Here is a 23,818-nt window from a genome sequence, read left to right as displayed (position 1 = left end):
CCGACAGAGCCCGCATGAGCATTCAACCGACCTTCGCCCACGCCGCCCCGTCCCCGTCCAACACGCTTCCGGCCGCCGCCGAGCCGCAGCGCCACACCGTGCAACCGGCCGAGAGCCTGGCGCAGATCGCCAACCAGTACGGCGTGACGCCGCAGGACATCCTCAAGGCGAACCCGCAGGTCACCAACCCGGAGATGATCTATCCCGATGACGCGCTGGTGATTCCCTCGCGCACGAGCGAGAGCAGCAGTCAGGGCGTGTCGATCTCCAACACCGGTGGCATCAGCGCCAGCCAGAGCACACGCAGCGACACCCGCACCACCTACACGACCGATGCCGGCACCGCGTACCAGTCGACGACATCGACCACCGGCAACGTCAGCGTCAATCCAGATGCCGGCTCGGTCACCGCCTCGGGGGGCGTGTCGTTCAACGAATCGGTCAAGAGCGCCGGCGGCTACGGCGTCAGCTTCGGCGGCGGCGCGAACGCGTCGATCAGCGGCGGCGTCAACACCGCCAACGGCGTGACCACGTACAAGGCGTCCAGCGACGTGTCGGTGTTCCTCAAGGGTGGCGCGAGCACGCCACAGGCCGGGCTCGAACTGGGCCGCACCGAGGGCATCCGCGCCTCCTACCAGGTGGCGATGCCGGCCGACGCCGGCGTGGCGCCGCTGTCGGTCAATCCGTTCGAGCCGCACTCGATGCCGGTCGGCACCACGGTCACGATGAACGGCGCGGACTACACCACCAACGAGTTCAAGGCGACCTTCCGCAATATCGCCACCCAGACCAAGGTGACCGACGAGACCGGCGTGAGCACCGTCATCGCGCGCACCGGCGAGGACACCGTGCGCGTGACCGCCGGCCCGACCGAAGCGGTGAAGGCCTACAACGGCGTGGGCGTGGACTTCGGCGTCGGCAACATCATGCTCGGGCGCAACGACAGCCTGTCGGGCGCGACGCTGCGCACGGCCGAGTTCGACCTGTCGACCCCGGCCGGTCAGGCGGGCTACAACGATTTCCTCGCCACCGGCACCCTGCCCGAGGCCAACGGCGACGGCATCGCCAACGTGGCCACCGTCGAGCGTCTCGACTACAGCTCGCAGAGCAATCTCAGCGCCAAGCTGGGTCCGGTGAACCTGTCGCTCGACGGCGCCAGGAACACTGGCGCAATGGTGGTCACCACCTACCCCGACGGCAGCATCGGGCGCACGGTCGACCTGCAGTACTCGGGCAACGTGCCGATGAACATCAGCCAGCGCTGGGACGCCGCCGGCAACGAGATCGCCGATGCGCGCGTCTACAGCTACGACATCCAGGTCGACGGCCACAATGTGCATCTGCTCAACACCGCGCTGAGCGGTGGGGTGGACGCGACGCCGGTCGCCGAAGGCCAGACGGTGACGCTGGGCTTCAGCGAAGCACAGATGTCGGCGCTGGCCGGGCAGACCTCGGCCGCGGTCGGCAACGGCGCGCACATGAGCCTGGGGCACCTGCTCGGCTACATGGGCACCGACGGCCGCTACCCGACGCCGGATGCATGGGACTTCGCGCTGTCACTGGGGCGCAATCTCGGCAACAGCGACTACGGGCTGTCGGAGCGGCTGTTCTCGATCGCGGACGGCAGCACGCCCGGCGGCTTCGGCGATCGCAGCTACGCCCGCATCGATGCATCGGTGACGCCGCACGAGTGAGCGACGCGGACCGGGCCCGTCTCTGCCGGGCCGGCCCGGCACGCCGCGGCCGTCCCGGGCGCATGCTCGCGTCCACGCGCGGAGCGCTTGATCCGCCGATGCGCGTCCCCGACACGTGCGCGACTTCGACCCGGGCGCGCCGCGTCCGCCCGGTCGCCACGTCTCGGGGAAGACACGCATGGATGCACTGCAGATCGGACTGTTCGTCGTCGGCATGACCGTGCGGGTCGTCGGCTACCGCCGCAACAACCGCAATCTTCTGCGGACCGCCGCACTCGTGCTGCTGGCACGTGGTGCGATCTCCGGGTTCGTCACCGGCCGCTGAGGGCCGGCGCCACCGGCACCGCGCTCAGAACGGCTTGGCCAGCACCAGCCAGACCACGCCGACCAGCAGCAGCACGGGAATCTCGTTGAACCAGCGCAGTGCGCGGCCCGACGGCAGGGCCCGGCCGCGGTCCGCGCCCTTGAGCCAGCGCCCGGCGACCACGTAGTGCACCACCAGCAGCACCACCAGGCCGAGCTTGGCGTGCAGCCAGCCGGCGCCGCTGCCCATCGGCGCCATCGTCGGGAAATCGGTGATCACCGTGTAACCCATCCACAGCACCAGGCCCAGCAGCAGCGCCAGGCCGAGCATCACGTGGCCGAACCGGTACAGACGACGTCCCATCAGCACCAGACGCGTGCGCACGTCGGCCGTCTCGCCCGCCTCGACGAGGTTGATCAGGATGCGCGGCAGGTAGAACGCCGCGGCGATCCACGCCATCACGAACACGAGGTGGAAGGTCTTGACCCACAGGTAGCTTTGCATCGCGCCGGCTCCGGTTCCGAGGGCGACAGGATCGCACGCCCGCGCGGCGTGGAACGCCCGAGCCGGTGCGACCGGACGTCGCGCGGACCGCGGCGCCGTGCGCCCCGACTAGAATGCGCGTCCATCCCACGCGCCGGCCGCCCCATGACCAAGCAGTACGACCGCGCCTATTTCGATCGCTGGTACCGCTCGGGCGACATCGGCGGCCCCGCACGTCTGGCACGCAAGGTCGCGCTGGCGGTGGCGACGGCGGAGTACCACCTCGAACGCCCCCTGCGCACCGTGCTCGACATCGGCGCCGGCGAAGGCGCCTGGCGCGCCCCGCTGCTCAAGCTGCGTCCGAAGGCGCAGTACCTCGGTTTCGACGCCAGCCACTACGCGGTGGCCCGCTTCGGCCGGGCGCGCAACCTGCATCACGCGCGGTTCGCCGACTTCGGCATGCTGCGCCCCTGCCCGCCGGTCGATCTGCTGGTCTGCAGCGACGTGCTGCATTACCTCGACACCCGCGAACTCGATCGCGGCCTGCCCGGCCTGGCCGAACTCACCGGCGGCGTGGCGTTCCTCGAATGCTTCACCCGCGAGGACGGGATCGAGGGCGACGACGACAGCTTCAGGTCGCGTCCGGCCCGGTTCTATCGCACGCGCTTTACCGATGCCGGCTTCCGCGCGCTCGGTTCGCATTGCTGGCTGTCGCCGCAACTGGCCGCAGCGGCCACGGCACTCGAGACCGCCTGATCCGCCGCCGCTGCGGGGCTGAACCGCAGATGGGTTCAGTTCGGCCCGACACGGCCGATACGTTATGCTGCGCCGCAGCAACCACAGACCGGAAAGCCGATGCTGTTCTACCAACTGCACGAGATGGGCCGCGCCTGGATGAAGCCCTGGACGCTGCTGGCCGACGCCAATGCGCGCGCCTTCGCCGCCGGTGGCACCTGGCTGTCGCAGCTGCCCGGCTCCGAACAGCTCTCCGCGGCGAACGAGCTGCTCTATCGCATCGGCAAGGACTACGAGAAGCCGGCATTCGGCATCCACGAGGTCGCCAACGACGACAACGACCGCACCTATCCGGTGGTGCAGCTCGACGCGCTGGTCATGCCGTTCTGCAAGCTGCTGCGCTTCAAGCGCTACACCGACGATCCGGCGCACCTCGAGGTGATCAAGGCCCAGCCGACCGTGCTCGTGGTCGCGCCGCTGTCGGGCCACCACGCCACGCTGCTGCGCGACACGGTGCGCACCCTGCTCCGCGACCACAAGGTCTACGTGACCGACTGGATCGACGCACGCATGGTGCCGGCCGAGGCGGGCGGCTTCTCGCTCGACGACTACATCGCCTACATCGAAACGTTCATCCGCCACATCGGCGCCGAGAAACTGCACGTCGTCAGCGTGTGCCAGCCCACGGTGCCGGTGCTCGCGGCGGTGTCGCTGATGGCCGCGCGCGGCGAAGCCACGCCGCGCTCGCTGGTGATGATGGGCGGGCCGATCGACACCCGGCAGTCGCCGACGGCGGTGAACAACCTCGCCACGGAAAAGCCCTACGCCTGGTTCGAACAAAACGTGATCCATCCGGTGCCGATGAACTATCCCGGCCGGGGCCGCCTGGTGTATCCGGGCTTCCTGCAGCACATGGGGTTCGTGGCGATGAATCCGGAGCGTCATCTGGAATCGCACTGGGATTTCTACCAGAACCTGCTCAAGGGCGACGACGACGATGCGCAGTCGCATCGCCGCTTCTACGACGAGTACAACGCCGTGCTCGACATGCCGGCCGACTACTACCTCGACACGATCCGCGTCGTGTTCCAGCAGCACCTGCTGCCGCGCGGCAAGTGGGTCGTGGCCGGCGAGCGTGTCGATCCGTCGAAGATCACCGGCACTGCGCTGCTGACGATCGAAGGCGAGCTCGACGACATTTCCGGCGAAGGCCAGACCCGCGCCGCGCACACCTTGTGCACCGGCGTGGCCGACGCCCACCGCGCGCACATCACCGTCGAGGGCGCGGGCCATTACGGCATCTTCAGCGGCCGCCGCTGGCGCAACCTGGTCTATCCGCAGGTGCGTGACTTCATCGCCGCGCATGCGGCGCCGGAAGCATCCGCGCGCGCCGACGCTGCGACGCGCCCCGCGCAGACACCGAAGGCGCCCGCCCGCACGCGCCGGCGCACCGCTCCGCGGGACTGACGGCCCGCGCCCGGCAGCGTCGAAGCCGGCCGCACCGGCATCGGGCAATAAAAAACCCGCCCCGGGTGACCGGGGCGGGTTTTGTTTCGACCGTCGTCAGGCGCCGGTGCGATCAGGCGCGCGTGGCGGGGCGTGCGCCCGGTGCGCGTCCCGCGCCGGACCGGTGCTGCTTCGGTCCGGCATGCGCATGCGCACTGCGGTCGGCCGGCTTGCCGTGACCGCGGTGGCCTGCCGCCTTGCGCGGGGCGCGCTCGCCGCCGGGCTTCTGCTCGCCCATGCGTGCCCCCGGGCGCCCGCCCGACGGCTGACGACGCTGGCCGCCGCCGTTCTTCGGGATCGGCGCGTCCAGACGCACCGGCTGGCTCGGCGCGAAGCCTTCGACCACGTCCATCGTGATCTCGGCGTTGAGCATGCGCTGGATCTGGCGCAGCAGGCCGCCCTCTTCCGGCGACACCAGCGACAGCGCTTCGCCCGACGCGCCGTTGCGGCCGGTGCGGCCGATGCGGTGCACGTAGTCCTCGGCCACCATCGGCAGGTCGTGGTTGATGACCAGCGGCAGGTTCGGAATGTCGAGACCGCGCGCGGCCACGTCGGTGGCGACCAGGATGCGGGCGCGGCCGGACTTGAACGCGTCCAGCGCCTTCTGCCGCTGCGCCTGGCTCTTGTTGCCGTGGATCGCGACCGACGGCAGGCCGGATTCGGCCAGCTGCTCGGCCAGACGGTTGCAGCCGTGCTTGGTCTTGCCGAACACCAGCACCTGGTCGGTGTGGCGCTTGGACAGCAGTTCGACCAGCAGATCGCGCTTGCGGTTGTTGTCGACCGGATGCGCGCGATGCGCGATGGTCTCGGCGATGGTGCTGTTGGCCGCCACCTGCACCTGCTTGGGATCGCGCATGAACTCCAGCGCCATCGCCTTGATGCGCGGCTCGAACGTGGCCGAGAACAGCAGGGTCTGACGCTGCTTCGGCACACGGCCCATGATGCGCTTCATCTGCGGCAGGAAGCCCATGTCGAGCATGCGGTCGGCTTCGTCCAGCACCAGCAGCTCGACCGCGTCGAGCTTGGCATGGCCGCTGTCCATGTGGTCGAGCAGACGGCCCGGGCAGGCGATCAGCACGTCCACGCCGCGGCGCAGGTTGTCGATCTGCGGCTGCATGCCGGCGCCGCCGAAGATCGTGGTGACGTTCATGCGCAGGTGGCGACCGTAGGTCTTGAGGTTGTCGGCCACCTGCACCGCGAGTTCGCGGGTCGGCACCAGGATCAGCGCGCGCGGCTTGCGCGGGCCCTTCGGCGGCGTCTCCTTGGCCAGGCGCTGCAGCAGCGGCAGGCCGAACGCGGCGGTCTTGCCGGTGCCGGTCTGGGCGCCGCCCAGGACATCGTGGCCGCCGAGGATCAGCGGAATCGCCTGTTCCTGGATCGGCGTGGGGGTGGTGTAGTCGGTTTCGGCGAGCGCGCGCAGCAACGCGGGCGACAGCCCGAGGGTTTCGAACGTGGTCATGTGGTGCTCCTGTGTGCCAGTACAGGCCGCGGCGGTCCGCGCTTTCGCGGACGACAGCCGACAGGCCGTGTGATGGCGATGGACCCGGAGCTATCCTGCGAACCGCGCTGCGAGTACCGATGTGACGGCGACGGGAAACGACCCGGGCCGTGTCTGCGCGACGATAGACGTGCGGGGGTAAACACCGTGGCGACGCGGGGCGTCGGCGGGATACCAGGATCGTGACCTCGGTCCGGAAGGACGTTCGGTGGGCGACCGCGTGCAGAACCCGCGCAGTCTACGCCAATGCGGCGGCGCGTGCCGCCCTCGGCATGCGCGGCGCTGCGCCGGCGCTCAGTTTCGGGATGCGGCATTCCTGCCGCGGCGCTGTGCGGCCCGCAGCGGCTGTGGCACGCTCGCGCCTCCGATCGATGGAAATTCCTGCATGGCTTCCGGTTCCGGCGCGCACGGCGCCGCACTCACTGTCGCCCGCTGGGCACTCGCCAGCCTGTTCGTCGTGCTCGGCGGCTGGCGCATCTGGGGGGCGCTCAACGGTGCGCACCTGTCCAATGTCGCACTGCTGCTCAGCGTCTGCGAGCTGCTGCTCGGCGTGCTGATCCTCGCAGGCTGGCGCCTGCGCTGGACGGCGCTGGCCGCGGTGGCGCTGCTGGTGATCGACGCCGTGCTGTCGCACCCGTTCTGGGCCGTGCGCGCGGGCGCGCGGGATGTCCAGCTGCTGCACTTCATGAAGAACATCGCCATCGCCGGCGGCTTCCTGCTGCTCTCGGCGATCGCACCGAGGAGATGAGCCCATGGCCGACGCCGCGCACGAGACCACCAGCCAGCTGATCCAGGTCGTCGCGCTGCTCGGCGCGGCCGTGGTGGCGGTGCCGCTGTTCCGGCGCCTCAAGCTCGGCTCGGTGCTCGGCTACCTGGCCGCGGGCCTGGCGATCGGGCCGTTCGGCTTCGGCTGGTTCTCCGATCCGCAGTCGATCCTGCACGTCGCCGAACTCGGCGTGGTGATGTTCCTGTTCGTGATCGGTCTGGAAATGCGGCCCTCGCACCTGTGGAGCCTGCGCCGGCAGATCTTCGGCCTCGGCACGCTGCAGATCCTGCTCGCGATCGCGGCGCTGACACTCGTGCTGCGTGCACTCGGCTTCAGCGCGCCGGTGGCGTTCGTCGGAGCGGCGGGCTTCGTGATGACCTCGACCGCGGTGGTGATGCAGTTGCTGTCGGAGCGCGGCGAGATCGCGCTGCCGCACGGCCAGAAGATCGTCTCGGTGCTGCTGTTCGAGGACCTGCTGATCGTGCCGTTGCTGGCGCTGATCGCCTTCCTCGCGCCGACGCCCGAAGCTGCGGCCGATGCGCCGTCGCGCTGGACCTCGATCGCGATCGGCATCGGTTCGCTGGCCGCGCTGATCGTCGCCGGCATCTACCTGCTCAATCCGATGTTCCGCGTGCTGGCCGCCGCCAAGGCGCGCGAGGTGATGACCGCGGCCGCGCTGCTGGTAGTGCTGGGCGCGGCGCTGCTGATGCAGCTCGGCGGGCTGTCGATGGCGATGGGCGCGTTCCTGGCCGGCGTGCTGCTGTCGGAATCCTCGTTCCGCCACCAGATCGAAGCCGACATCGAGCCCTTCCGCGGCATCCTGCTGGGCCTGTTCTTCCTCGGCGTCGGCATGGCGCTGGACCTGGCGGTGGTGGCGGCCAACTGGGCGTTGATCGGCGTCGGCGTGTTCGCCCTGATGTTCGCCAAGGCGGCCTGCATCTACGTCGTCGCGCGCCTGACCCGCAGTGCCCACCGCGAGGCGCTCGAACGTGCCGTGCTGATGGCCCAGGGCGGCGAATTCGCCTTCGTGCTGTATTCGGCGGCCGCGGCCAGCGGCCTGATCGATGCCGAGGTCAACGCCAGCCTGACCGCGATCGTCGTGCTGTCGATGGCGCTCACGCCGCTGTTCGTACTCGCGACCGGCCCGCTCACCGCGCGCCGCGACGATCCCGCACTCGACGGCGTCGACGTCGTCGAGAACCAGAGCGGGCGTGTGCTGATCATCGGTTTCGGCCGCTTCGGCCAGGTGATGAGCCAGTCACTGCTCGCACGCGATGTCGACGTCACCATCATCGACACCGACATCGAGATGATCCAGAGCGCGGCCGAGTTCGGGTTCAAGGTCTACTACGGCGACGGCACCCGTCTCGACGTGCTGCACGCCTCGGGCGCGGACCGCGCCCGCGCGATCGCGATCTGCATCGACGATCCCGTCGCCGCCGACCACATCGTCGAACTCGCCGGGGAATCCTTCCCGCAGGCGCGTCTGCTGGTGCGCGCCTACGACCGGGCGCATGCGCTGAAGCTGGTCAATGCCGGCGTCGACGTGCAGGTGCGGGAGACCTTCGAATCCGCTGTGCTCTTCGGCGCCGCCGCCTTGCGCGCGCTCGACGTGCCGGAAGACGAAGCGGACGCGATCGCCGCCCAGGTGCGCCGCCTCGATGCCGAACGGTTCGAGCTCGAGGTCGCCAGCAACGACACCCGCGCCGGCATTCCGTTGATCATCAAGAACACTGACGCACCCGGCCCGAAGCCGACGCCGCTGACCCGTCCGCGGCGCGAAAGCCGCGTGCTCAATGCCGCTGCCGAAGTGCCGCCGCGTACGCCCGACGCCCCCGGCACGCGCGACGCCTGACCCCGCACGGGCGGCGCGCGCCGCGCCACGACTGTGCCGGATGTGGCGGTTTCGGCCATGACCTTCGACACCCTCTGCTGCCGCGGACCGGGCGTAGAGTGCGCGCAACCCGGGCCCCTGGCGTCCGGCGTTCTTTCCTTCTTCCGGAGTTCCCGCCGTGTCCGCTTCCCCCAATCGCCTGTTTCTGAGCTGCGCCATCGTGCTCGCGCTGTCGGCCTGCAACCGCGCGCCCGACTCCGCGTCCGCCCCGGCCGCGAGCGCGGCGCCGTCCGCCGATGCGCCTGCACTCACCCTCGACGAAAGCACCCTGCCGCCGTACAACCGCTTCCTGATCGGCGATCTCGATACCAGCAAGAACGCCTGCGTCGATTTCGGCGGTTACGTCAACGGCAAGTGGCTGGCGGCCAACGCGATTCCCGGAGACCGCACCTCGTGGGGCGCGTTCGAAATGCTCGACGAACGTTCGACCGCCGTGCAGCACCAGCTCGCGCAGCAGGCTGCGGCCGATGCGAACGCGCAGGGCGTCGAGAAACTGGTCGGCGACTTCTGGGCCACCGGCATGGACGAGGCGACGATCAACGCGCAGGGCATCGCGCCGCTGCAGGCCGATCTGGCCGCGATCGACGCGCTCACCGACACCGCATCGATCGCGGAGTGGCTGCGCACCACCGCCGCCAAGGGCCAGGGTTTCCTGTGGGGCATCGGCGCGATGCCGGATTTCAAGGATTCGTCGGTCAACATCGCCGCCACCGGCCAGGGCGGTCTCGGCCTGCCCGACACCACCTACTACACCGCCGCCGACAAGGCCGGCATCCGTGAGGCCTACGTCGCCCACATCGCCAAGGTGCTGGAGCTGTCGGGCACGCCGGCGGCCGACGCGCAGGCCCAGGCCGCCAATGTGCTGGCGTTCGAGACCCGCATCGCCAAGGCGTCGAAGTCGCGCGAGGAGTTCTCGCGCAACGTCGAGCTGTACTACAACCCGATGCCCGTGGCCGAGGCCGACCGGCTGACGCCGAACTTCCCGTGGACCACGTTCTTCCAGTCGCAGGGCATCGCGGTGCCGGCGACCTTCTCGATGTCGGTGCCGTCCTTCCACCAGGAAGTCGACAGGATGCTGGTCGACGTGCCGGTGGAGCAGTGGAAGAGCTACCTGCGCTTCCACGTCGTCGACGGCGCGTCGCCGTATCTGTCGGACGCGTTCGCGCAGCAGAACTACGACTTCTACAACCGGACCCTGAGCGGCCAGCAGGAGATCGAACCGCGCTGGAAGCGTGTGCTCGGCACCGTCGACAGCCAGGTGGGCGAGGCGATGGGGCAGCTGTACGTGCAGGTCGCGTTCCCGGCCGAGTCCAAGGCGAAGATGGAGGCGCTGATCAGCAACCTCAGCGACGCGCTGAAGATCCGCATCGAGAACCTCGAATGGATGAGCGCCGAGACGAAGCAGAAAGCGCTCGAGAAGTGGAACACCTTCGAGCCGCGCGTCGGTTACCCGGACAAGTGGCGCGACTGGGCCGGCCTGACCACCAGCCGCGACAGCTACATCGGCAACGTCATGGCCGCCACCGAGTTCAACTACAAGTGGGACATCGGCAAGATCGGCAAGCCGGTGGACAAGAGCGAATGGGGCATGCGTCCGCAGACCGTCAACGCGTCCTACAACCCGCTGGCCAACCAGCTGACGTTCCCGGCCGCGATCCTGCAACCGCCGTTCTTCGATCCCGACGCCACCGACGAGATGAACTACGGCGGCATCGGCGCGGTGATCGGCCACGAGATGACCCACGGCTACGACGACCAGGGCGCGCGCTTCGGGCCGACCGGCAACATGGAGAACTGGTGGACCGAGGCCGACATGACCGGCTTCAAGGCGCGCACCGGCAAGCTGGTGCAGCAGTTCAACGACTACACGCTGCCCGACGGCCGCGCGCTCAACGGCAACCACACGCTGGGCGAGAACATCGCCGACCTCGGCGGCCTGGCGACCGCCTACGACGCCATGCGCAAGGCCGCCGGCGATACGCCCGACCCGATGACCGACGGCCTGACCCGCGACCAGCGCTTCTTCCTGAGCTGGGCCACGGTGTGGCGCCGCAACTTCACGCCCGAGGAGCTGACCAAGCGTCTGGCGACCGACGAGCACGCGCTGTCGTCGTTCCGCGCGATCGCTGCGCCGTCGAACCTGCCGGCGTTCGCGGCCGCGTTCGAATGCAAGGCCGGCGATCCGATGGTCCGCAGCGGCGACCAGCAGGTCGTGATCTGGTGAACGCGACACGCGGTTGACGACGAAAGGCCCGGCCACGATGCCGGGCTTTTTTTGGCGCGCGGCCGCGGCCGTGTCGCGCGCAGCGTCTGCAGCCGCGCGGCGGCCTGCGGTTGCGGTCTCTGCGAGCGGCACGAACGCGGACCGGCGGGCGCACGGCACCGCTCCGCACCGTCGTCAGGCGGATCGCGCGCCCGCCAGCGTTTCGCCCCCGCGGCAGGCGCCCGCCTCGTGCCGACGACGGCCACGGCGCGCCACGCCGCCCCGCGACGGCTTGCTAGACTTGCGCGATTCACGCCACGGACTCCGCAATGCCGATCCAGCACTCGTTCGCCCGCCCCGCCCTGCTCGCCGCTTCCATCGCCCTGCTGGTCGGCCTGAGCACCGACGCCGATGCCCAGCGCCGTGCCGCCGCGCCTCGCGCCCCGGCGCTGACGGCCTGCACCGACCTCTACACCTTCGTCAACAAGGACTGGCTGGCTGCCAACACGCTCGTGGCCGGCCAGGGCACGCGCTCGGCCTTCGGCGAGCTGCAGGCCACCGCGCTGCAGCAGCAGCACGAGCTGCTCAATGCCGCGATGCAGTCGCCGCAGAACGATGTGCAGCGCCTGCTCGGCGACTTCTGGGCCAGCGGCCTGGACGAGGCCGCGGTCGAAGCCGACGGCGCCACCCCGATCGCGCCGCTGATCGCGCGCATCGACGGCATCCGCCGCGCGCGCGACATCGCGCCGGCGATCGCCGCGCTGCACCAGGTCGGTATCCCGGTGCTGTTCAACTTCGGCGCCGAGGCCGATCTGGCCGACCTCAACCGGCATCTGGGCTACTTCGTCCAGGGCGGCCTGGGCCTGCCGGACCCGGCGTACTACAGCCGCGGCGATGCCGAGACCCAGCAGATCGTGTCGCAGTACACCCAGTACGTGCGCAACATCCTCGCGCTGACCGGCACCGCCGAGGACCGTCTCGACGCCGAGACCGAACTGGTGCTCGAGCTCGAGCGCCGCATCGCCGCCGCGTCGCGTCCGCTGGCCGACGTGCGTGATCCGCGCACGCAGTACGCGCTGGTCAACACCGCCGATCTCGCCAAGCAGTACCGCCGCCTGCAGCTGGGCGAATTCCTCACCGCCCAGGGCGTGCAGTCCGAGCAGGTCTCGCTGGCCAACCCGGCGCTGTTCGCGCAACTCGACACCCTGGTCGGTGCGCTCAAGCCCGAACAGTGGAAGGCGTATCTGCGTTTCCACATCGGCGATGCGATGGCGCCGTACCTGTCGAAGAGCTTCCGCGACGCCGAGTTCGACTTCCACGGTCGCATTCTTCGCGGCGAGAGCGCGCAGCCCAGCCGCCAGCAGCTGGTGCTGGGCGCGATCAATCGCGCCGCAGGCCCGATGCTCGCGCGCGAATACGTCGCCCGTCACCTGCCCGAGCCGACGCGCGCGCGTGCCGAGCTCGTCTCCGGCCAGGTCCGCGACGCGCTGGCGCGCAGCATCGAACGCAGCGCCTGGATGAGCGACGCCGCCAAGACCGAGGCCGCCGCCAAGCTCGCCAAGCTGCGCATCCAGATCGGCGCGCCGGTCGAAGACATCGACTACACCGTGCAGCCGATGGGGCGTGCCAGCTTCGGCAGCAACATGCTGATCGCCTCGACCTGGCGCCACGCCCAGGAGATGCGCCGCATCGGCCGGCCCGATGTCGCGCGTCGCTGGGATCTGCTGCCGCAGAATCCGGCGCTGGCCTACGACGCGGCGCAGAACCGCCTGATCGTGACCGCCGCCGTGCTGCAGGCCCCGGTGCTCGACATGGCCACCGACGGCGCCAGCCATTACGGCACCTTCGGCGCCCTGGTGGGCCACGAGCTCAGCCGCGCGGTGGACGTGCGCGGCAAGTTCGTCGACAGCAACGAGACCGTGCGCACCTGGTGGACGCCCGCCGACGACGCCGCGTGGCTGCAGGCGACCGACCGCCTGGTCACCCAGTACAACGCCTATCCGTATCCGGGCCTGACGGCCGTCAACGTCAACGGCGCCCTGACCCGCGACGAGAACGCCGCCGACCTCGCCGGCATCGAACTGGCGTGGGACGCGCTGCTGCGCGCCAACCCGGAGGTGACCAAGGAGGGCCGCGAGGCGTTCTTCCGCGGCTGGGCACAGATGTGGCGTCAGCAGTTGTCGGTGGATGCGGCGACCCGCGCCGCGGCGACCTCGATCCAGGCGCCGGGCCAGTGGCGCGCCAACGGGCCGGTGGTCAACCTGCCGGCCTACAGCGAGATCTTCGCGTGCAAGGCGGCCGATCCGATGGTGCGCAAGGCCGAGGACCAGGTGTCGATCTGGCGATGATCGACGCCGGGATCAGGGCCCGGCACGGGACTTCGAACGAACACCCGCCGACCTGGTCCCGCATCCGCTGAACGAAAAAGGCCGCACACCGTGCGGCCTTTTTTCTTGGTGCGCCGATCGCGATGCCGGCCGGAACCACGCGACGCCGGCATCGGGACGCTAATTCCCGGCCGGCGTCGCCGTGCGCTCACAACCTGCGCACGTGCCCCCCGCGCCGCCGGTTGAACGGCGGTCGGCCGCGCCAGTGCTGGATCAACAGCCAGCCGAACAGCATGCCGCCCAGATGCGCGAAATGGGCCACGCCCGAGCGCGTGCCGGTGATGCCCAGCACCAGCTCGACCAGGCCGTAGACGATCACCAGGGTGCGTGCACGCATTGGGATCGGCGGAAACAGCAGCATGATGCGCTGGTTCGGGAACAGCAGGCCGTAGGCCAGCAGCAGGCCGAACACGCCGCCGGACGCACCGAGCGTGGGATAGGGGAACGCCCCTTGCGCGAGCGACCAGGTCACCACAGTGAGCTGGCACAGGCCGGCGCCGACCACGCACACCAGGTAATAGGTGACGAACCGCTTCGTGCCCCAGGTGTATTCGAGCTGCGAGCCGAACATCACCAGCGCCAGCATGTTGAAGATCAGGTGCGCCAGATTGCGCGGATCGTGCATGAAGCCGTAGGTCACCAGCTGCCAGAGCTGGAAGCCGAGGCCACCCGCGTCGGCGCCGCCGATCGGCCACAGCATCATCGGTGCCAGCAGGCCACCGATCGCGAGTTGCAGCAGGAAGACGACGACATTGATGGCCAGAATGATTTTGACGGCCTGGGGCAACCTCGGAAACATCCGGACTCCTCGTTCGTGCGCGCCCATGATACCGGGCACCCGCATCGGGGATGTCGCGGTCGCGTCATCGTCTGGCGGCGGGGCCCCACAGCACGGCGTCCAGCGTGTCCGGCGTTTCCGCGGCGGGCATGCGCACCCGGCCGTTGGTCACCACGACACCCTCGCGCCGCAGTCGGCGCACCTGCTCGTCGAAGCCGGGCGAGGTCCGTGGAATCGCGATCGCGCCGTCGCTGCGCACGATGCGGTGCCAGGGCAGCGACGGCGCGTGGTGCTCACGCAGCACGCGTGCGACCAGACGCGCGCGCCCGGGCAGGCCGGCCCGCGCGGCGATGTGTCCGTAGCCCGCCACCTGCCCGGCGGGCACGGCGCGGATCGCGGCGAGAATGCGCGTGACGGCATCCGGCGGTGTCGGGGACGTGGTCATGCCGGAAGCGTACGCCCGCCACCGCGGCCTGTCGCGAACGCCCGAAGCTCAGACCCAGCCGGCCTGGTGGAAGGCCCGGAACAGCAGATAGGCGATGCCGCCCGACATCGGGATCGTCAGGATCCACGCCCAGATCATCTTGTTGACCACGGTCCACTTGATCGCGTTGAGACGCTTGGCCGTGCCCACGCCCATGATCGCGGTCGAGATGTTGTGCGTGGTCGAGACCGGAATGCCCAGCGACGACGCGGCCAGGATCACCGAGGCGGCGCTGGTTTCGGCGGCGAAGCCGTGGATCGGATGCAGCTTGACCAGCTTGTGGCCCAGCGTCTTGATGATGCGCCAGCCGCCGGCCGCGGTACCGGCCGCCATGACCACCGCGCAGGTGATCTTGATCCACAGATCGATGTCGCCCTCGGCCAGCGCGGCCTCGGACGGGTGCAGGAAGGCCAGCCAGCCCGGCAGATTGTCCAGCGTGCCCACGCTCTGCGCGCTGACCAGCGTGAGCGCGACGATGCCCATCGTCTTCTGCGCATCGTTCATGCCGTGCGCGAAGCCCATGCCGGCCGCCGAGACGATCTGGCTCTTGCCGAAGAACGCGTTGACCCAGCGCGGCCGTGCGATGCGTGCGAGGACACCGCCGCTGCGCGCCATCATCGAGATGCCGAAGAACAGCACGCCCATCATCAGGAAACCGGCGGTGAAGCCCAGCACCGGCGACGTGACCATCGGCACGATCACCTTCCACAGCACGCCGGCGCTCTGCCAGAACGGCGTCGTCGGTTCGGACCAGATCACCACGTCGAAGTTGTTCGACGCCGCGGCCAATGCCGCGCCGATCAGGCCGCCGATCAGCGCGTGCGACGACGACGACGGCAGGCCGAACCACCAGGTGATCAGGTTCCAGATGATGCCGCCGAGCAGTGCGCAGAGAATCAGCTGCGAGCCCACGTCGATGACGCCGGCGTCGATGAGGCCCGAAGAGATCGTCTTGGCGACCGCCGTGCCCATCAGCGCACCGATCAGGTTCATCGAGGCCGCCAGGCCCACCGCCTGCATCGGTGACAGCACCTTGGTGGCGACGACGGTCGCGATCGAGTTGGCGGTGTCGTGGAAACCGTTGATGTATTCGAACACCAGCGCGGTCGCGACCACGATCAGCACGAGGGTCAGCATGATCGAGGGCCCGTCAGGAGTTCTTGAGCACGATCTCGTAGGCGACCACCCCGGCCTCGCGGCAGCGGTCGATCGCCTTTTCGAGGATCTCGAAGAACTCCTTGAGCAGGAACATCTGCAGCGGATCGAGCTTGCCCGAATAGATGTCGCGGTAGAGCTCGAGCATCAGCCGGTCGGCCTCGTTCTCCAGCGCGCGCAGCTCGTCGTTGAGTGCCTTCATCGGCTCGAGCTTCATGCTGCGCAGCGTGCGCACCATCGTCACCACCACGGCCGAGGCCTGTTCGAGCATCGCCGCGCGCGGCGCGAAGTCGATGTGTTCCAGGTGCTGGGTGGCCAGCGAATAGCGGTCGGCGAACTTCTCGATCTGCTTCGGGATCTTGTACAGCGCCGAGCCCAGCGCCTCGATGTCCTCGCGCTCGATCGGGGTGATGAAGCTGTCGACCAGGGCCTGGCTGATCTTGTCCGAGGTCTCGCGCTCGCGCATGCGCGCCAGCTTGAACGCGTCGAGCGCGGGCTGGCGGTCGGCCTCGCGCAGCATCGTGTGCAGGGCCTTCGCGCTGTCGTGCGCCGCGACCGCCGCCTCCTCGAGCAGCGTGTAGAACTGGTTGCCTTGGCCGAACATCGTCTGCAGGGAAAACATGGTGCCGCCTCGTCATCCGCCCGCCCGTGGAATCGGGCGCGTGCGCTGGGCGCGGATTATGACGGTTATGACGGTTTCGTGACACTTCGGCGGCGCCGTGACCCTGCCCCGGCCGTCACGGAGCCACCTGCTATAGTCCCGCCGCGCATCCCTGCGCTGTTCATCTTCACATGGACGACGACTCTAGACCGCCCCCCGTTCCGGCCCGTACCTCGGTGTTTCCACGCCCGGCGACGCGCCAATCCGCTCCTGTCACCGAGGGTCACGCCGGGCGCTCCCACCTGCCGGGGGACACCCGATGCTCGAGCTGATCCTGATCGTGCTGGCCCTGATCGCCTGCAACGCGTTCTTCGCGCTGTCGGAGATGTCGGTGGTCACCTCGCGCAAACCCCGGCTCAAGCAGCTGGCCGGGCGCCACCGCAGCGCGCGCACCGCGCTGGATCTGGCCGAACACCCGGAGCGCTTCCTGTCGACGGTCCAGGTGGGCATCACCCTGATCGGCATTCTCACCGGCATGTACGGCGGCGAAGCCATCGCCGCGTCGCTGGGCGCGTGGTTCAACCAGACGCTGCCGCCCATGCAGGCCTCGATGCCGGTGCTGCCGGTCAGCTGGGGCGAAGCGATGGGCAAGGTGCTGGCGATCGGCCTGATCACCTACCTGACCATCGTGCTCGGCGAGCTGCTGCCCAAGCGGCTCGCGCTGCTGGCGCCCGAGCGCGTGGCGTCGGTGGTCGCGCTGCCGATGCACGGCCTGTCGAAGCTGGCGACCCCGGTGGTCTGGCTGCTCAGCGCCTCGGTCCGTGCGCTGCTGCGGCTGCTGCGCCTGGACAACACCCAGGCCGCGCAGGTGACCGAAGAAGAAATCCGTCTGCTCGTATCGGAGAGCCACGAGCAGGGCGTGATCGACGCCGACGAGCGCAACATGGTCAACCGGGTGCTGACGCTCGGCGACCGCGAGGCGGAGAGCCTGATGACGCCGCGCACGCGCATCGCCTGGCTCGACGCGGCGGCGGGCTTCGAGGACAACCTCGAGCGCATGCGCGCCACACCCTACTCCCGCTACCCGGTCTACCGCGGCGACGACTCGGACGTGGTCGGCGTGCTGGAGATCAAGTCGCTGATCGACCGGCTGGAAGAGCGCGAGTTCGACCTGTTCAAGTACCTGCGCGAGCCGCTGTTCGTCTCCGAATCCACGCCGGCGATGAAGCTGCTGGAAATCCTGCGCGAGAACCAGCAGTCGCTGGCCCTGGTGGTCGACGAATACGGCGACATCGCCGGCATGGTCACGGTCAACGACGTGATGGAGGCGGTCATCGGCCGCACCCAGAGCAGCGGCGTGGATGCCTCGCCGCTGGTGGTGACGCGTGACGACGGCTCGCTGCTGATCGACGGCAGCCTGGGCAGCGAGCCGCTGCGCGAAGTGCTGGGCGTGAGCGTGTTGCCGGGTGAGGACGAGCACATCTTCCACACCGCCGCAGGCATGACGATCGCCCAGTTCGGCCGCATCCCGAACGTGGGCGAATGGTTCGACTGGCACGGCTGGCGGGTCGAGATCGTCGATCTCGACGGGCCCCGCGTCGACAAGCTGCTGCTGCAACGCCTGCCCGACGACGAGACGCCCGGCGATGACGGCTGAGCCGCGGCACGGCCGCGGCCGCGAGGAAGCCAGCACCCGCGAACTGCTGGCGGCGATGTCCTTCGGCGATCCGGGCGACCAGCTGCGCCTGCGCGACCTGCTCACCGGCCTGGGCAAGCGGGTGTTCGGCATGATGCTGTTCGTGGCCACGCTGCCGGCCTTCATTCCGGTACCGGGCGTGGGCGGCGCCATCGGCGGGCCGCTGGTGGTGCTGGTGGGCGTGCAGCTGCTGCTGGGCCTGCGCAAGCCCTGGTTGCCCCGGTTCCTCGCCGAGCGCGGCCCGCACCGCCGCTCGGTGCAGCGCTTCGAACAGGTGCTCGAACCCTGGTTCCGGCGCCTGGAACGGGTGAGTCGTCCGCGCCTGTCGGGCGTGCTCGACCATCGCGCCGCGGGCATGTTCACCGGCCTGCTGCTGGTGCTGCTCGGCGTGCTGCTCGCGCTGCCGATTCCGTTCACCAACTACGTCTTCGGGCTGTTGCTGCTGGCGTTCGCGCTGGGCCTGCTCGAACGCGACGGCGCCCTGCTGATCGGCGCCTGGGTGGCCGGTGTGATCGCCATCGCGGTGTTCGGCGTGCTCAGCGGCGCGCTGGCCACTGCGGTCACCGAGTGGATCGGCCGCCTGTTCTGAGGCCGCGGTGCGGGGTCAGGCGCCGTGGGTCCGCGGCGACCCGGCGGCCCCCAGCTGGCCGTCGAAGGTCCGCGCCGGCACCGGATGGCCGAACCAGAAACCCTGGCCCAGGTCGCATCCGCGGTCACGCAGGACCTCGTACTGCCCGTCCTTCTCCACGCCCTCGGCCACCACGGTGATGCCGATCGAGTGCGCCATCGAGATGATCGCGGTGGTCAGCGCCAGATCGTCGGGATCGCGCAGCACGTCGGCCACGAAGCTGCGGTCGATCTTCACGCCGTCCACCGGCACCCGGCGCAGATGACTCAGCCCGGAGAACCCGGTGCCGAAATCGTCCAGCCACACCTTGACGCCCAGCGCGCGCAGCGCGGCCAGCAGGTCACCGATCCGGGTCTCGTCGCCGATCACCGCGGTTTCGGTGAGTTCGAGATGCAGGTGCCGCGCGTCGAGTCCGGAGACCGCCAGCGCGGCCTCCACCTCGGCGGCGAACTGGCCGCTGCGCAGCTGCCGCGGCGACACGTTGACCGACACGAACAGCGAACGCGCGGCGGGATAGGTCTGCTGCCAGTGACGCGCCTCGCGGCACGCGGCCTCGAGCACCAGCGGCCCGATCACGTCGATCAGACCGCTCTGCTCGGCGATGTCGATGAACACCGACGGTGCGATCGCACCGAGCTCGGGATGCTCCCAGCGCAGCAAGGCCTCCACGCCGGCCAGCCCGCCATCGTCCATCCGGATCACCGGCTGGTAGACCAGGCTCAGTTCACCCCGCTCCCAGGCGCCGCGCAGCTCGTGCTCGAGGTGGACGCGCCGTTCCAGCGCCTGATCCATCGCCAGACTGTAGACGCTGAAGCGGTTCTTGCCGGCGAGCTTGGCGTGGTACATCGCGATGTCGCCGTTCTTCAGCAGCATGCCCGCCGTCGCGGCATCGTCGGGGAACAGGGTGATGCCGATCGAAATCCCCAGAAAGACATCGCGGCCCTGCACGTCGATCGGCTGCGAGACGTCCTCGACCAGCCGCGCGGCGAGGGTCTGCGCCATCCGACGCAGGTCCTGCGCACTGCCCTCGGGCAACTGCAGCAGAACGACGAATTCGTCGCCGCCGAAACGCGCCAGCAACGCATCGGCGATGCCCTGGGCGTTCACCGCGGCCGCGATGCGCGCAGTGAACCGGATCAGCACCTCGTCACCGACGTCGTGCCCCAGCGTGTCGTTGACCCGCTTGAAATCGTCGACGTCGGCGAACAGCAGCGCCAGTCGTCCGGAGGCGCCCTGCATCTCGAGCAGGCGCAGGTCCAATGCCTCACGCAGGGCCAGCCGGTTGGCGAGCCCGGTCAGCGGATCGGTGTAGGCGATCCGGCGGATGTCGCGGTCGTGCCGGGCGATGCTGTCGCGCATGCGATCGAAGGCCCGCACCAGCTCGCCGATCTCGTCCTGGCGCCCGTCGACCGGCACCACGACGGCGTAGTTGCCCGCTTCGATCTGCTGCGCCGCGTCGGCGAGTTCGCGCACCGGGCGCACGAGCCGGCGCTGCAGGGTCAGCGCGATCGCGGCGCCCATCGCGATCAACACCATCAGCACCGCGCCGATCGTCCACAGGTCGCGCCGCGCGATGCGATCCAGATGGGCGGCCATCGCGACGGTCATCGCGGACTCGTCGGCGATCGCCGAATCCAGTGAATACCCGATGCGCACGCCGCCGAGGCGCTGCTCGCCCATGCGGATCGGCATGGCGACGTCGAGCAGGCGTCCGTCGTTCTGCATGTGCCGGCCGCGCGCGGCGATCGCCTGGGCCGCGAATGCATCGTCCATGCGCCGGCCGTAGGCGTCGATGTCGTTGCTGCCGTCGTGGATCACGTTGCCCGAGGGGTCGAAGACCAGCACGTAGACCACGTCCGGCTGCTGCAGGACATTGCGCACCACGCTGCCCATCGCGTCGAGGTCGAAGTAGTACAGCGGATTCACCAGAGCGTCGGCGAGCTGCACGGAGATCGCTTCGCCGCGAGCCACCACGCGTTGCGCGGCCAGCGCATGCATCGAACGCTGGCTGAGCGCGAGCACATCGGCCCGCGTGCGTTGCTGCTGGTGCAGCATGACGCCGATCGCCGCCAGGGCCACGACCAGTGCACCCAGCGCCATCGCGACGAACCCCGCCTGCAGGCTGCCGCGCAGTTTCACTCGACCTCCGTGGTCACGCGCAGGGCGCCGCTTCGCAGCACATCGAGTTCGTCGCGTGTGCGCGGATCGACCGGCAGAAAGGCCGTGGTGCGGAAGAACTTCGCCAGCGCTTCGGTCGCTGCGGGATCGCGGCTGGCCTCGAGCAGCACCTCGCGCAGGCGCTCGGCCACCCGCGGCGACAGGTTGCCGCGCACGAGCTCGAGCGCACGCGGAAACTCGGGGCTGCGGGCGAAGACGACGAAATCGCGCCGGAAGGAATCGGGCACACGCCGCGGATCCTCCCAGTCGAGGTTGCTCAACGCCCCCACGTCCACCAGGCGTTTGTGCACCCAGGACGAGGTGTTCAGCTCCGAGCGCGCGAACAAATAGCCCACCGCGCCGGGCTCGGCCTCGTCCTGCGGCGACAGCAGGATGTCGAGCGACAGGCCGCGCGCGAGCAGTTCCGACGCCGGCACGAAGTACGCGCTGGCCGATTGCCGGTTCTGGAACGCGATGCTGCGCCCGCGCAGGTCGTCGAGCGAGGTGATGCCGCTGTCGCGACGGGCGAAATACAGGGTGTGGTAGCGACTCACGCCGTTGCGCTCGGTCAGCAGCAGCGGCCGTGCACCGCCGCGCGCTTCGAGCAGCATCGCGCTGCTGGCGGTTTCGGTGACCCAGTCGACCCGGCCGCGGCGCAGGTAGCTCTGCATCTGCTGGGTGTCGCGGGCCATCAGCACCCGGCCCTCGGTGATGCCGACATCGCCCATCCGCGCGACCACGTAGTCGAGCAGCGGCTTGAGTTGTTCGTAGTGGGCCTTGGGATCGTCGCTGATGCGGCCCAGCACCAGCACGTTGGCCGGCGATTCCGCCTGCACCACCGCCGACGGCGACACCAGCACGAGCCCAAGCACGGCAACGACGAGCCAGCGGCGGAACGTGCGGAGAATCAAGGCGGATCCGCTGACCAGGTTCGGCAAGAGCCTAGCCCAAATTTCCGCCAAGGCAACAGGACCGCGACGCGTCAGCCGGCGTCGCGCCCGGCGAGCCGCGCCATGCGCTGGGCATCGGCCAGAACGCCGCGCAACAGGCGGATTTCCTGGCTGTCGAGCCCGGTGCGCACGAACAGCCGGCGCAGCTTGCGCATCGCCGAATCGGGCGTGCGACCTTTGTGGAAATCGATCGCGTCCAGCGTGTCCGCCAGTTGCGCGAAGAAGCCCTCGAGCTCCGCATGCGGCGCCGCGTCGGCCATCGGCGCGGTCGTCGCGGCGACGGTCGCGGCACCGAGCAGCGCCATCCGCACCTCGTAGGCCAGCACCTGGACCGCCGCGGCCAGGTTCAGCGAGCTGTAGTCGGGATTGGCCGGAATGTGCACCGCGGCGTGGCACAGCTGCAGCTCGGCGTTCTCCAGGCCGGTGCGCTCGCGTCCGAACACCAGGGCGACCTCGCCGCCGGCCTCGGCCTCCACCCGCGCCGACGCGGCCGCCGTCCGTGGATCGAGCTCGCGCAGCTGCACGCGCCGGCTGCGCGCGGTGCAGCCGAGCACCAGCCGGCAGTCGGCCACCGCGTCGGCGAGGGCGTCCACCTCGACCGCGGCGGCGAGCACGTCGTCGGCGCCGGCGGCCATCATGTCGGCCTCGTTGTGCGGGAATTTCTGCGGCGCCACGAGCACGAGCCGGCTCAGGCCCATGGTCTTGATCGCGCGTGCGGCGGAGCCGATGTTGCCCGGGTGCTGGGTGCCCACGAGCACGATCCGGATGCGGGACGCGGTGGCCGGATCGGCGGGCGACGGGGTGTCGGACGATGGGTTCAGGGGCGCTTGCATGGCGCGAATGGTAAACTGCGCGACCGGCCCAGCGCCGGCACCGCTCTTTCTTCCCACGAATCCTTCTGCGCCCGGAGCCGTCCGCGATGCTTCAACCTGCTGTCAACATCATGGTCAAGGCGGCGCGTGCCGGCGGTGGCGTCCTGCTGCGCAACATGCACAAGCTCGATGCGCTGAACGTGGTCGAGAAGGCCCGCCACGACTACGCCAGCGAAGTCGACGGCCTGGCGGAAGAAGCGATCGTGAAGGAGCTGCGTCGCGCCTACCCCGAGTACGCGGTCCTCGGCGAGGAAGGCGGTGCCAAGCCCGGCCGCGGCGGCCCGAGCCGCTACACCTGGGTCATCGACCCGCTCGACGGCACCAGCAACTACCTGCGTGGCATCCCGCACTGGTGCGTGTCGATCGCCCTGGTCGAGGGCGGCGAACCGCTGCACGCGGTGATCTTCGACCCACTGCGCAACGAGCTGTTCACCGCCTCGCGCGGCGCGGGCGCCCAGCTCAACGAGCGCAGGATCCGCGTCGCCGACCGCAAGGAGCCGGGCGGCGCACTGCTCGCGACCGGCTTCGCGCCGCGCGAGCGCAAGCGTGCGGACGCGCAGCTGCGTGCGATCGGCGCATTGCTCGAATCGGCCGAGGACATCCGCCGCAGCGGCTCGGCCGCGCTCGATCTGGCCTATGTCGCGGCCGGACGCTACGACGGTTACTTCGAAGCCGGCGTGCACCCCTGGGACATCGCTGCCGGCGTGTTGCTGGTGCGCGAAGCCGGCGGCCGCGTCAGCGACTTCAAGGGCGCCACCCTGGGCCCGATGAACGTCGCCTTCGCGGGCGGCCGTCAGGTGTTGGCCTCCAACGTGCGCCTGCTCGATCCGCTGCAGAAGACGTTGTTCGACGCGGGCTATACGAAAGAGTTCGTGTAAGGGTCGGGGATTCGGGATCCGGGATCCGGAAAACGGGATCCGGAAAACGCAGAAGGCCGCGCATTGCGCGGCCTTCTGCGTTTCGGGTTGCGTCGCCCGGCGGGTGAGAGATGCGGCACGCCGACCGTGCTGCCTTCGCGGCAATGATG

The 23,818-nt window shown here is 69.6% G+C and carries 20 protein-coding genes; 11 read left to right on the top strand and 9 right to left on the bottom strand.

What is annotated here, in order from left to right; translation table 11 throughout:
- Positions 1-14: 14 nt before the first annotated feature.
- Positions 15-1,694, top strand: coding sequence for a LysM peptidoglycan-binding domain-containing protein (locus tag PQS31_RS06665; RefSeq protein WP_272761876.1), 1,680 nt, complete (start codon positions 15-17; stop codon positions 1,692-1,694).
- A 178-nt stretch (positions 1,695-1,872) separates the two neighbouring features.
- Entirely contained in the window at positions 1,873-2,019 is a 147-nt protein-coding gene (locus PQS31_RS06660) for a hypothetical protein (protein ID WP_272761875.1), read from the top strand.
- 24 nt (positions 2,020-2,043) lie between these two features.
- On the opposite strand, the gene PQS31_RS06655 is transcribed toward PQS31_RS06660, so the two are convergent.
- The gene (locus tag PQS31_RS06655; protein ID WP_272761874.1) at positions 2,044-2,502 is read right to left on the bottom strand and encodes a CopD family protein; all 459 of its coding nucleotides are present in this window, start codon (positions 2,500-2,502) and stop codon (positions 2,044-2,046) included.
- A 144-nt stretch (positions 2,503-2,646) separates the two neighbouring features.
- Here PQS31_RS06655 and PQS31_RS06650 point away from each other — a divergent pair, with 144 nt between their 5' ends.
- Both PQS31_RS06650 and phaZ read left to right on the top strand, forming a co-directional pair.
- Positions 2,647-3,237 (top strand): class I SAM-dependent methyltransferase, encoded by a 591-nt coding sequence (locus PQS31_RS06650; RefSeq protein WP_272761873.1) that lies wholly within the window; start codon positions 2,647-2,649, stop codon positions 3,235-3,237.
- Positions 3,238-3,339: 102 nt separating this feature from the next.
- Entirely contained in the window at positions 3,340-4,683 is a 1,344-nt protein-coding gene (phaZ, locus tag PQS31_RS06645) for a polyhydroxyalkanoate depolymerase (RefSeq protein ID WP_272762132.1), read from the top strand.
- 112 nt (positions 4,684-4,795) lie between these two features.
- Here the strand turns inward: phaZ and PQS31_RS06640 are convergent, their stop codons facing one another.
- Complete coding sequence (locus PQS31_RS06640) at positions 4,796-6,181, bottom strand: DEAD/DEAH box helicase (RefSeq protein WP_272761872.1); 1,386 nt, start codon at positions 6,179-6,181, stop codon at positions 4,796-4,798.
- A 424-nt stretch (positions 6,182-6,605) separates the two neighbouring features.
- Here PQS31_RS06640 and PQS31_RS06635 point away from each other — a divergent pair, with 424 nt between their 5' ends.
- The 4 genes from PQS31_RS06635 to PQS31_RS06620 all read left to right on the top strand — a co-directional run bounded on the left by PQS31_RS06635 (position 6,606) and on the right by PQS31_RS06620 (position 13,431).
- The gene (locus tag PQS31_RS06635) at positions 6,606-6,968 is read left to right on the top strand and encodes a hypothetical protein (protein ID WP_272761871.1); all 363 of its coding nucleotides are present in this window, start codon (positions 6,606-6,608) and stop codon (positions 6,966-6,968) included.
- Between the two features lie 4 nt (positions 6,969-6,972).
- Entirely contained in the window at positions 6,973-8,841 is a 1,869-nt protein-coding gene (locus PQS31_RS06630; protein WP_272761870.1) for a monovalent cation:proton antiporter-2 (CPA2) family protein, read from the top strand.
- 208 nt (positions 8,842-9,049) lie between these two features.
- The gene (locus tag PQS31_RS06625) at positions 9,050-11,104 is read left to right on the top strand and encodes a M13-type metalloendopeptidase (protein ID WP_272762131.1); all 2,055 of its coding nucleotides are present in this window, start codon (positions 9,050-9,052) and stop codon (positions 11,102-11,104) included.
- 308 nt (positions 11,105-11,412) lie between these two features.
- Entirely contained in the window at positions 11,413-13,431 is a 2,019-nt protein-coding gene (locus tag PQS31_RS06620) for a M13 family metallopeptidase (protein WP_272761869.1), read from the top strand.
- Positions 13,432-13,618: 187 nt separating this feature from the next.
- Here PQS31_RS06620 and PQS31_RS06615 read toward each other — a convergent pair whose 3' ends face one another.
- From PQS31_RS06615 to PQS31_RS06600, 4 genes are all read right to left on the bottom strand, one after another.
- Positions 13,619-14,269 (bottom strand): rhomboid family intramembrane serine protease, encoded by a 651-nt coding sequence (locus PQS31_RS06615; RefSeq protein WP_272761868.1) that lies wholly within the window; start codon positions 14,267-14,269, stop codon positions 13,619-13,621.
- 64 nt (positions 14,270-14,333) lie between these two features.
- Positions 14,334-14,693, bottom strand: coding sequence for an MGMT family protein (locus PQS31_RS06610; protein WP_272761867.1), 360 nt, complete (start codon positions 14,691-14,693; stop codon positions 14,334-14,336).
- A 48-nt stretch (positions 14,694-14,741) separates the two neighbouring features.
- Positions 14,742-15,869 carry an inorganic phosphate transporter gene (locus tag PQS31_RS06605; protein ID WP_272761866.1) on the bottom strand — a complete coding sequence of 376 codons (1,128 nt, stop codon included), beginning with the start codon at positions 15,867-15,869 and terminating at the stop codon, positions 14,742-14,744.
- A gap of 13 nt (positions 15,870-15,882) precedes the next feature.
- Complete coding sequence (locus PQS31_RS06600; RefSeq protein ID WP_272761865.1) at positions 15,883-16,509, bottom strand: DUF47 family protein; 627 nt, start codon at positions 16,507-16,509, stop codon at positions 15,883-15,885.
- 298 nt (positions 16,510-16,807) lie between these two features.
- Between PQS31_RS06600 and PQS31_RS06595 the strand changes: the two genes are divergently transcribed.
- Positions 16,808-18,145: a hemolysin family protein gene (locus tag PQS31_RS06595; protein WP_272761864.1), complete on the top strand. Its 1,338-nt coding sequence runs from the start codon at positions 16,808-16,810 to the stop codon at positions 18,143-18,145.
- Positions 18,135-18,773, top strand: a complete 639-nt coding sequence (locus PQS31_RS06590; protein WP_272761863.1) for an exopolysaccharide biosynthesis protein — start codon at positions 18,135-18,137, stop codon at positions 18,771-18,773. Before PQS31_RS06595 ends, PQS31_RS06590 begins: the two co-directional genes overlap by 11 nt.
- Before the next feature lie 15 nt (positions 18,774-18,788).
- Here PQS31_RS06590 and PQS31_RS06585 read toward each other — a convergent pair whose 3' ends face one another.
- From PQS31_RS06585 to PQS31_RS06575, 3 genes are all read right to left on the bottom strand, one after another.
- Positions 18,789-20,912 (bottom strand): EAL domain-containing protein, encoded by a 2,124-nt coding sequence (locus PQS31_RS06585; RefSeq protein WP_272762130.1) that lies wholly within the window; start codon positions 20,910-20,912, stop codon positions 18,789-18,791.
- Positions 20,913-20,947: 35 nt separating this feature from the next.
- Positions 20,948-21,829: a phosphate/phosphite/phosphonate ABC transporter substrate-binding protein gene (locus PQS31_RS06580; protein WP_272762129.1), complete on the bottom strand. Its 882-nt coding sequence runs from the start codon at positions 21,827-21,829 to the stop codon at positions 20,948-20,950.
- Positions 21,830-21,951: 122 nt separating this feature from the next.
- Positions 21,952-22,752 (bottom strand): RNA methyltransferase, encoded by an 801-nt coding sequence (locus tag PQS31_RS06575; protein ID WP_272761862.1) that lies wholly within the window; start codon positions 22,750-22,752, stop codon positions 21,952-21,954.
- Between the two features lie 86 nt (positions 22,753-22,838).
- On the opposite strand from PQS31_RS06575, the gene PQS31_RS06570 reads away from it, so the two are divergent.
- Positions 22,839-23,669, top strand: a complete 831-nt coding sequence (locus PQS31_RS06570) for an inositol monophosphatase family protein (RefSeq protein ID WP_272761861.1) — start codon at positions 22,839-22,841, stop codon at positions 23,667-23,669.
- The last annotated feature ends 149 nt before the right edge of the window (positions 23,670-23,818 follow it).

This window comes from Luteimonas sp. BLCC-B24, from assembly GCF_028550595.1.
Classification (GTDB): Bacteria; Pseudomonadota; Gammaproteobacteria; order Xanthomonadales; family Xanthomonadaceae; genus Luteimonas.
Note: the sequence above shows the minus strand (reverse complement) of the source record. Positions and strands in the feature narration are given on the sequence as shown.

Excerpts from the sequence above, each read along its gene's own strand:
- PQS31_RS06665 (WP_272761876.1), top strand. The coding sequence starts at position 15 with ATGAGCATTCAACCGACCTTCGCCCACGCCGCCCCGTCCCCGTCCAAC.
- PQS31_RS06605 (WP_272761866.1), bottom strand. The coding sequence starts at position 15,869 with ATGCTGACCCTCGTGCTGATCGTGGTCGCGACCGCGCTGGTGTTCGAA.
- PQS31_RS06630 (WP_272761870.1), top strand. The coding sequence starts at position 6,973 with ATGGCCGACGCCGCGCACGAGACCACCAGCCAGCTGATCCAGGTCGTC.
- PQS31_RS06655 (WP_272761874.1), bottom strand. The coding sequence starts at position 2,502 with ATGCAAAGCTACCTGTGGGTCAAGACCTTCCACCTCGTGTTCGTGATG.
- PQS31_RS06585 (WP_272762130.1), bottom strand. The coding sequence starts at position 20,912 with ATGGCGCTGGGTGCACTGGTCGTGGCCCTGGCGGCGATCGGCGTCATG.
- PQS31_RS06595 (WP_272761864.1), top strand. The coding sequence starts at position 16,808 with ATGCTCGAGCTGATCCTGATCGTGCTGGCCCTGATCGCCTGCAACGCG.
- PQS31_RS06660 (WP_272761875.1), top strand. The coding sequence starts at position 1,873 with ATGGATGCACTGCAGATCGGACTGTTCGTCGTCGGCATGACCGTGCGG.
- PQS31_RS06620 (WP_272761869.1), top strand. The coding sequence starts at position 11,413 with ATGCCGATCCAGCACTCGTTCGCCCGCCCCGCCCTGCTCGCCGCTTCC.
- PQS31_RS06570 (WP_272761861.1), top strand. The coding sequence starts at position 22,839 with ATGCTTCAACCTGCTGTCAACATCATGGTCAAGGCGGCGCGTGCCGGC.
- PQS31_RS06590 (WP_272761863.1), top strand. The coding sequence starts at position 18,135 with ATGACGGCTGAGCCGCGGCACGGCCGCGGCCGCGAGGAAGCCAGCACC.
- PQS31_RS06650 (WP_272761873.1), top strand. The coding sequence starts at position 2,647 with ATGACCAAGCAGTACGACCGCGCCTATTTCGATCGCTGGTACCGCTCG.
- PQS31_RS06600 (WP_272761865.1), bottom strand. The coding sequence starts at position 16,509 with ATGTTTTCCCTGCAGACGATGTTCGGCCAAGGCAACCAGTTCTACACG.
- PQS31_RS06640 (WP_272761872.1), bottom strand. The coding sequence starts at position 6,181 with ATGACCACGTTCGAAACCCTCGGGCTGTCGCCCGCGTTGCTGCGCGCG.
- PQS31_RS06615 (WP_272761868.1), bottom strand. The coding sequence starts at position 14,269 with ATGTTTCCGAGGTTGCCCCAGGCCGTCAAAATCATTCTGGCCATCAAT.
- PQS31_RS06635 (WP_272761871.1), top strand. The coding sequence starts at position 6,606 with ATGGCTTCCGGTTCCGGCGCGCACGGCGCCGCACTCACTGTCGCCCGC.
- PQS31_RS06610 (WP_272761867.1), bottom strand. The coding sequence starts at position 14,693 with ATGACCACGTCCCCGACACCGCCGGATGCCGTCACGCGCATTCTCGCC.
- PQS31_RS06575 (WP_272761862.1), bottom strand. The coding sequence starts at position 22,752 with ATGCAAGCGCCCCTGAACCCATCGTCCGACACCCCGTCGCCCGCCGAT.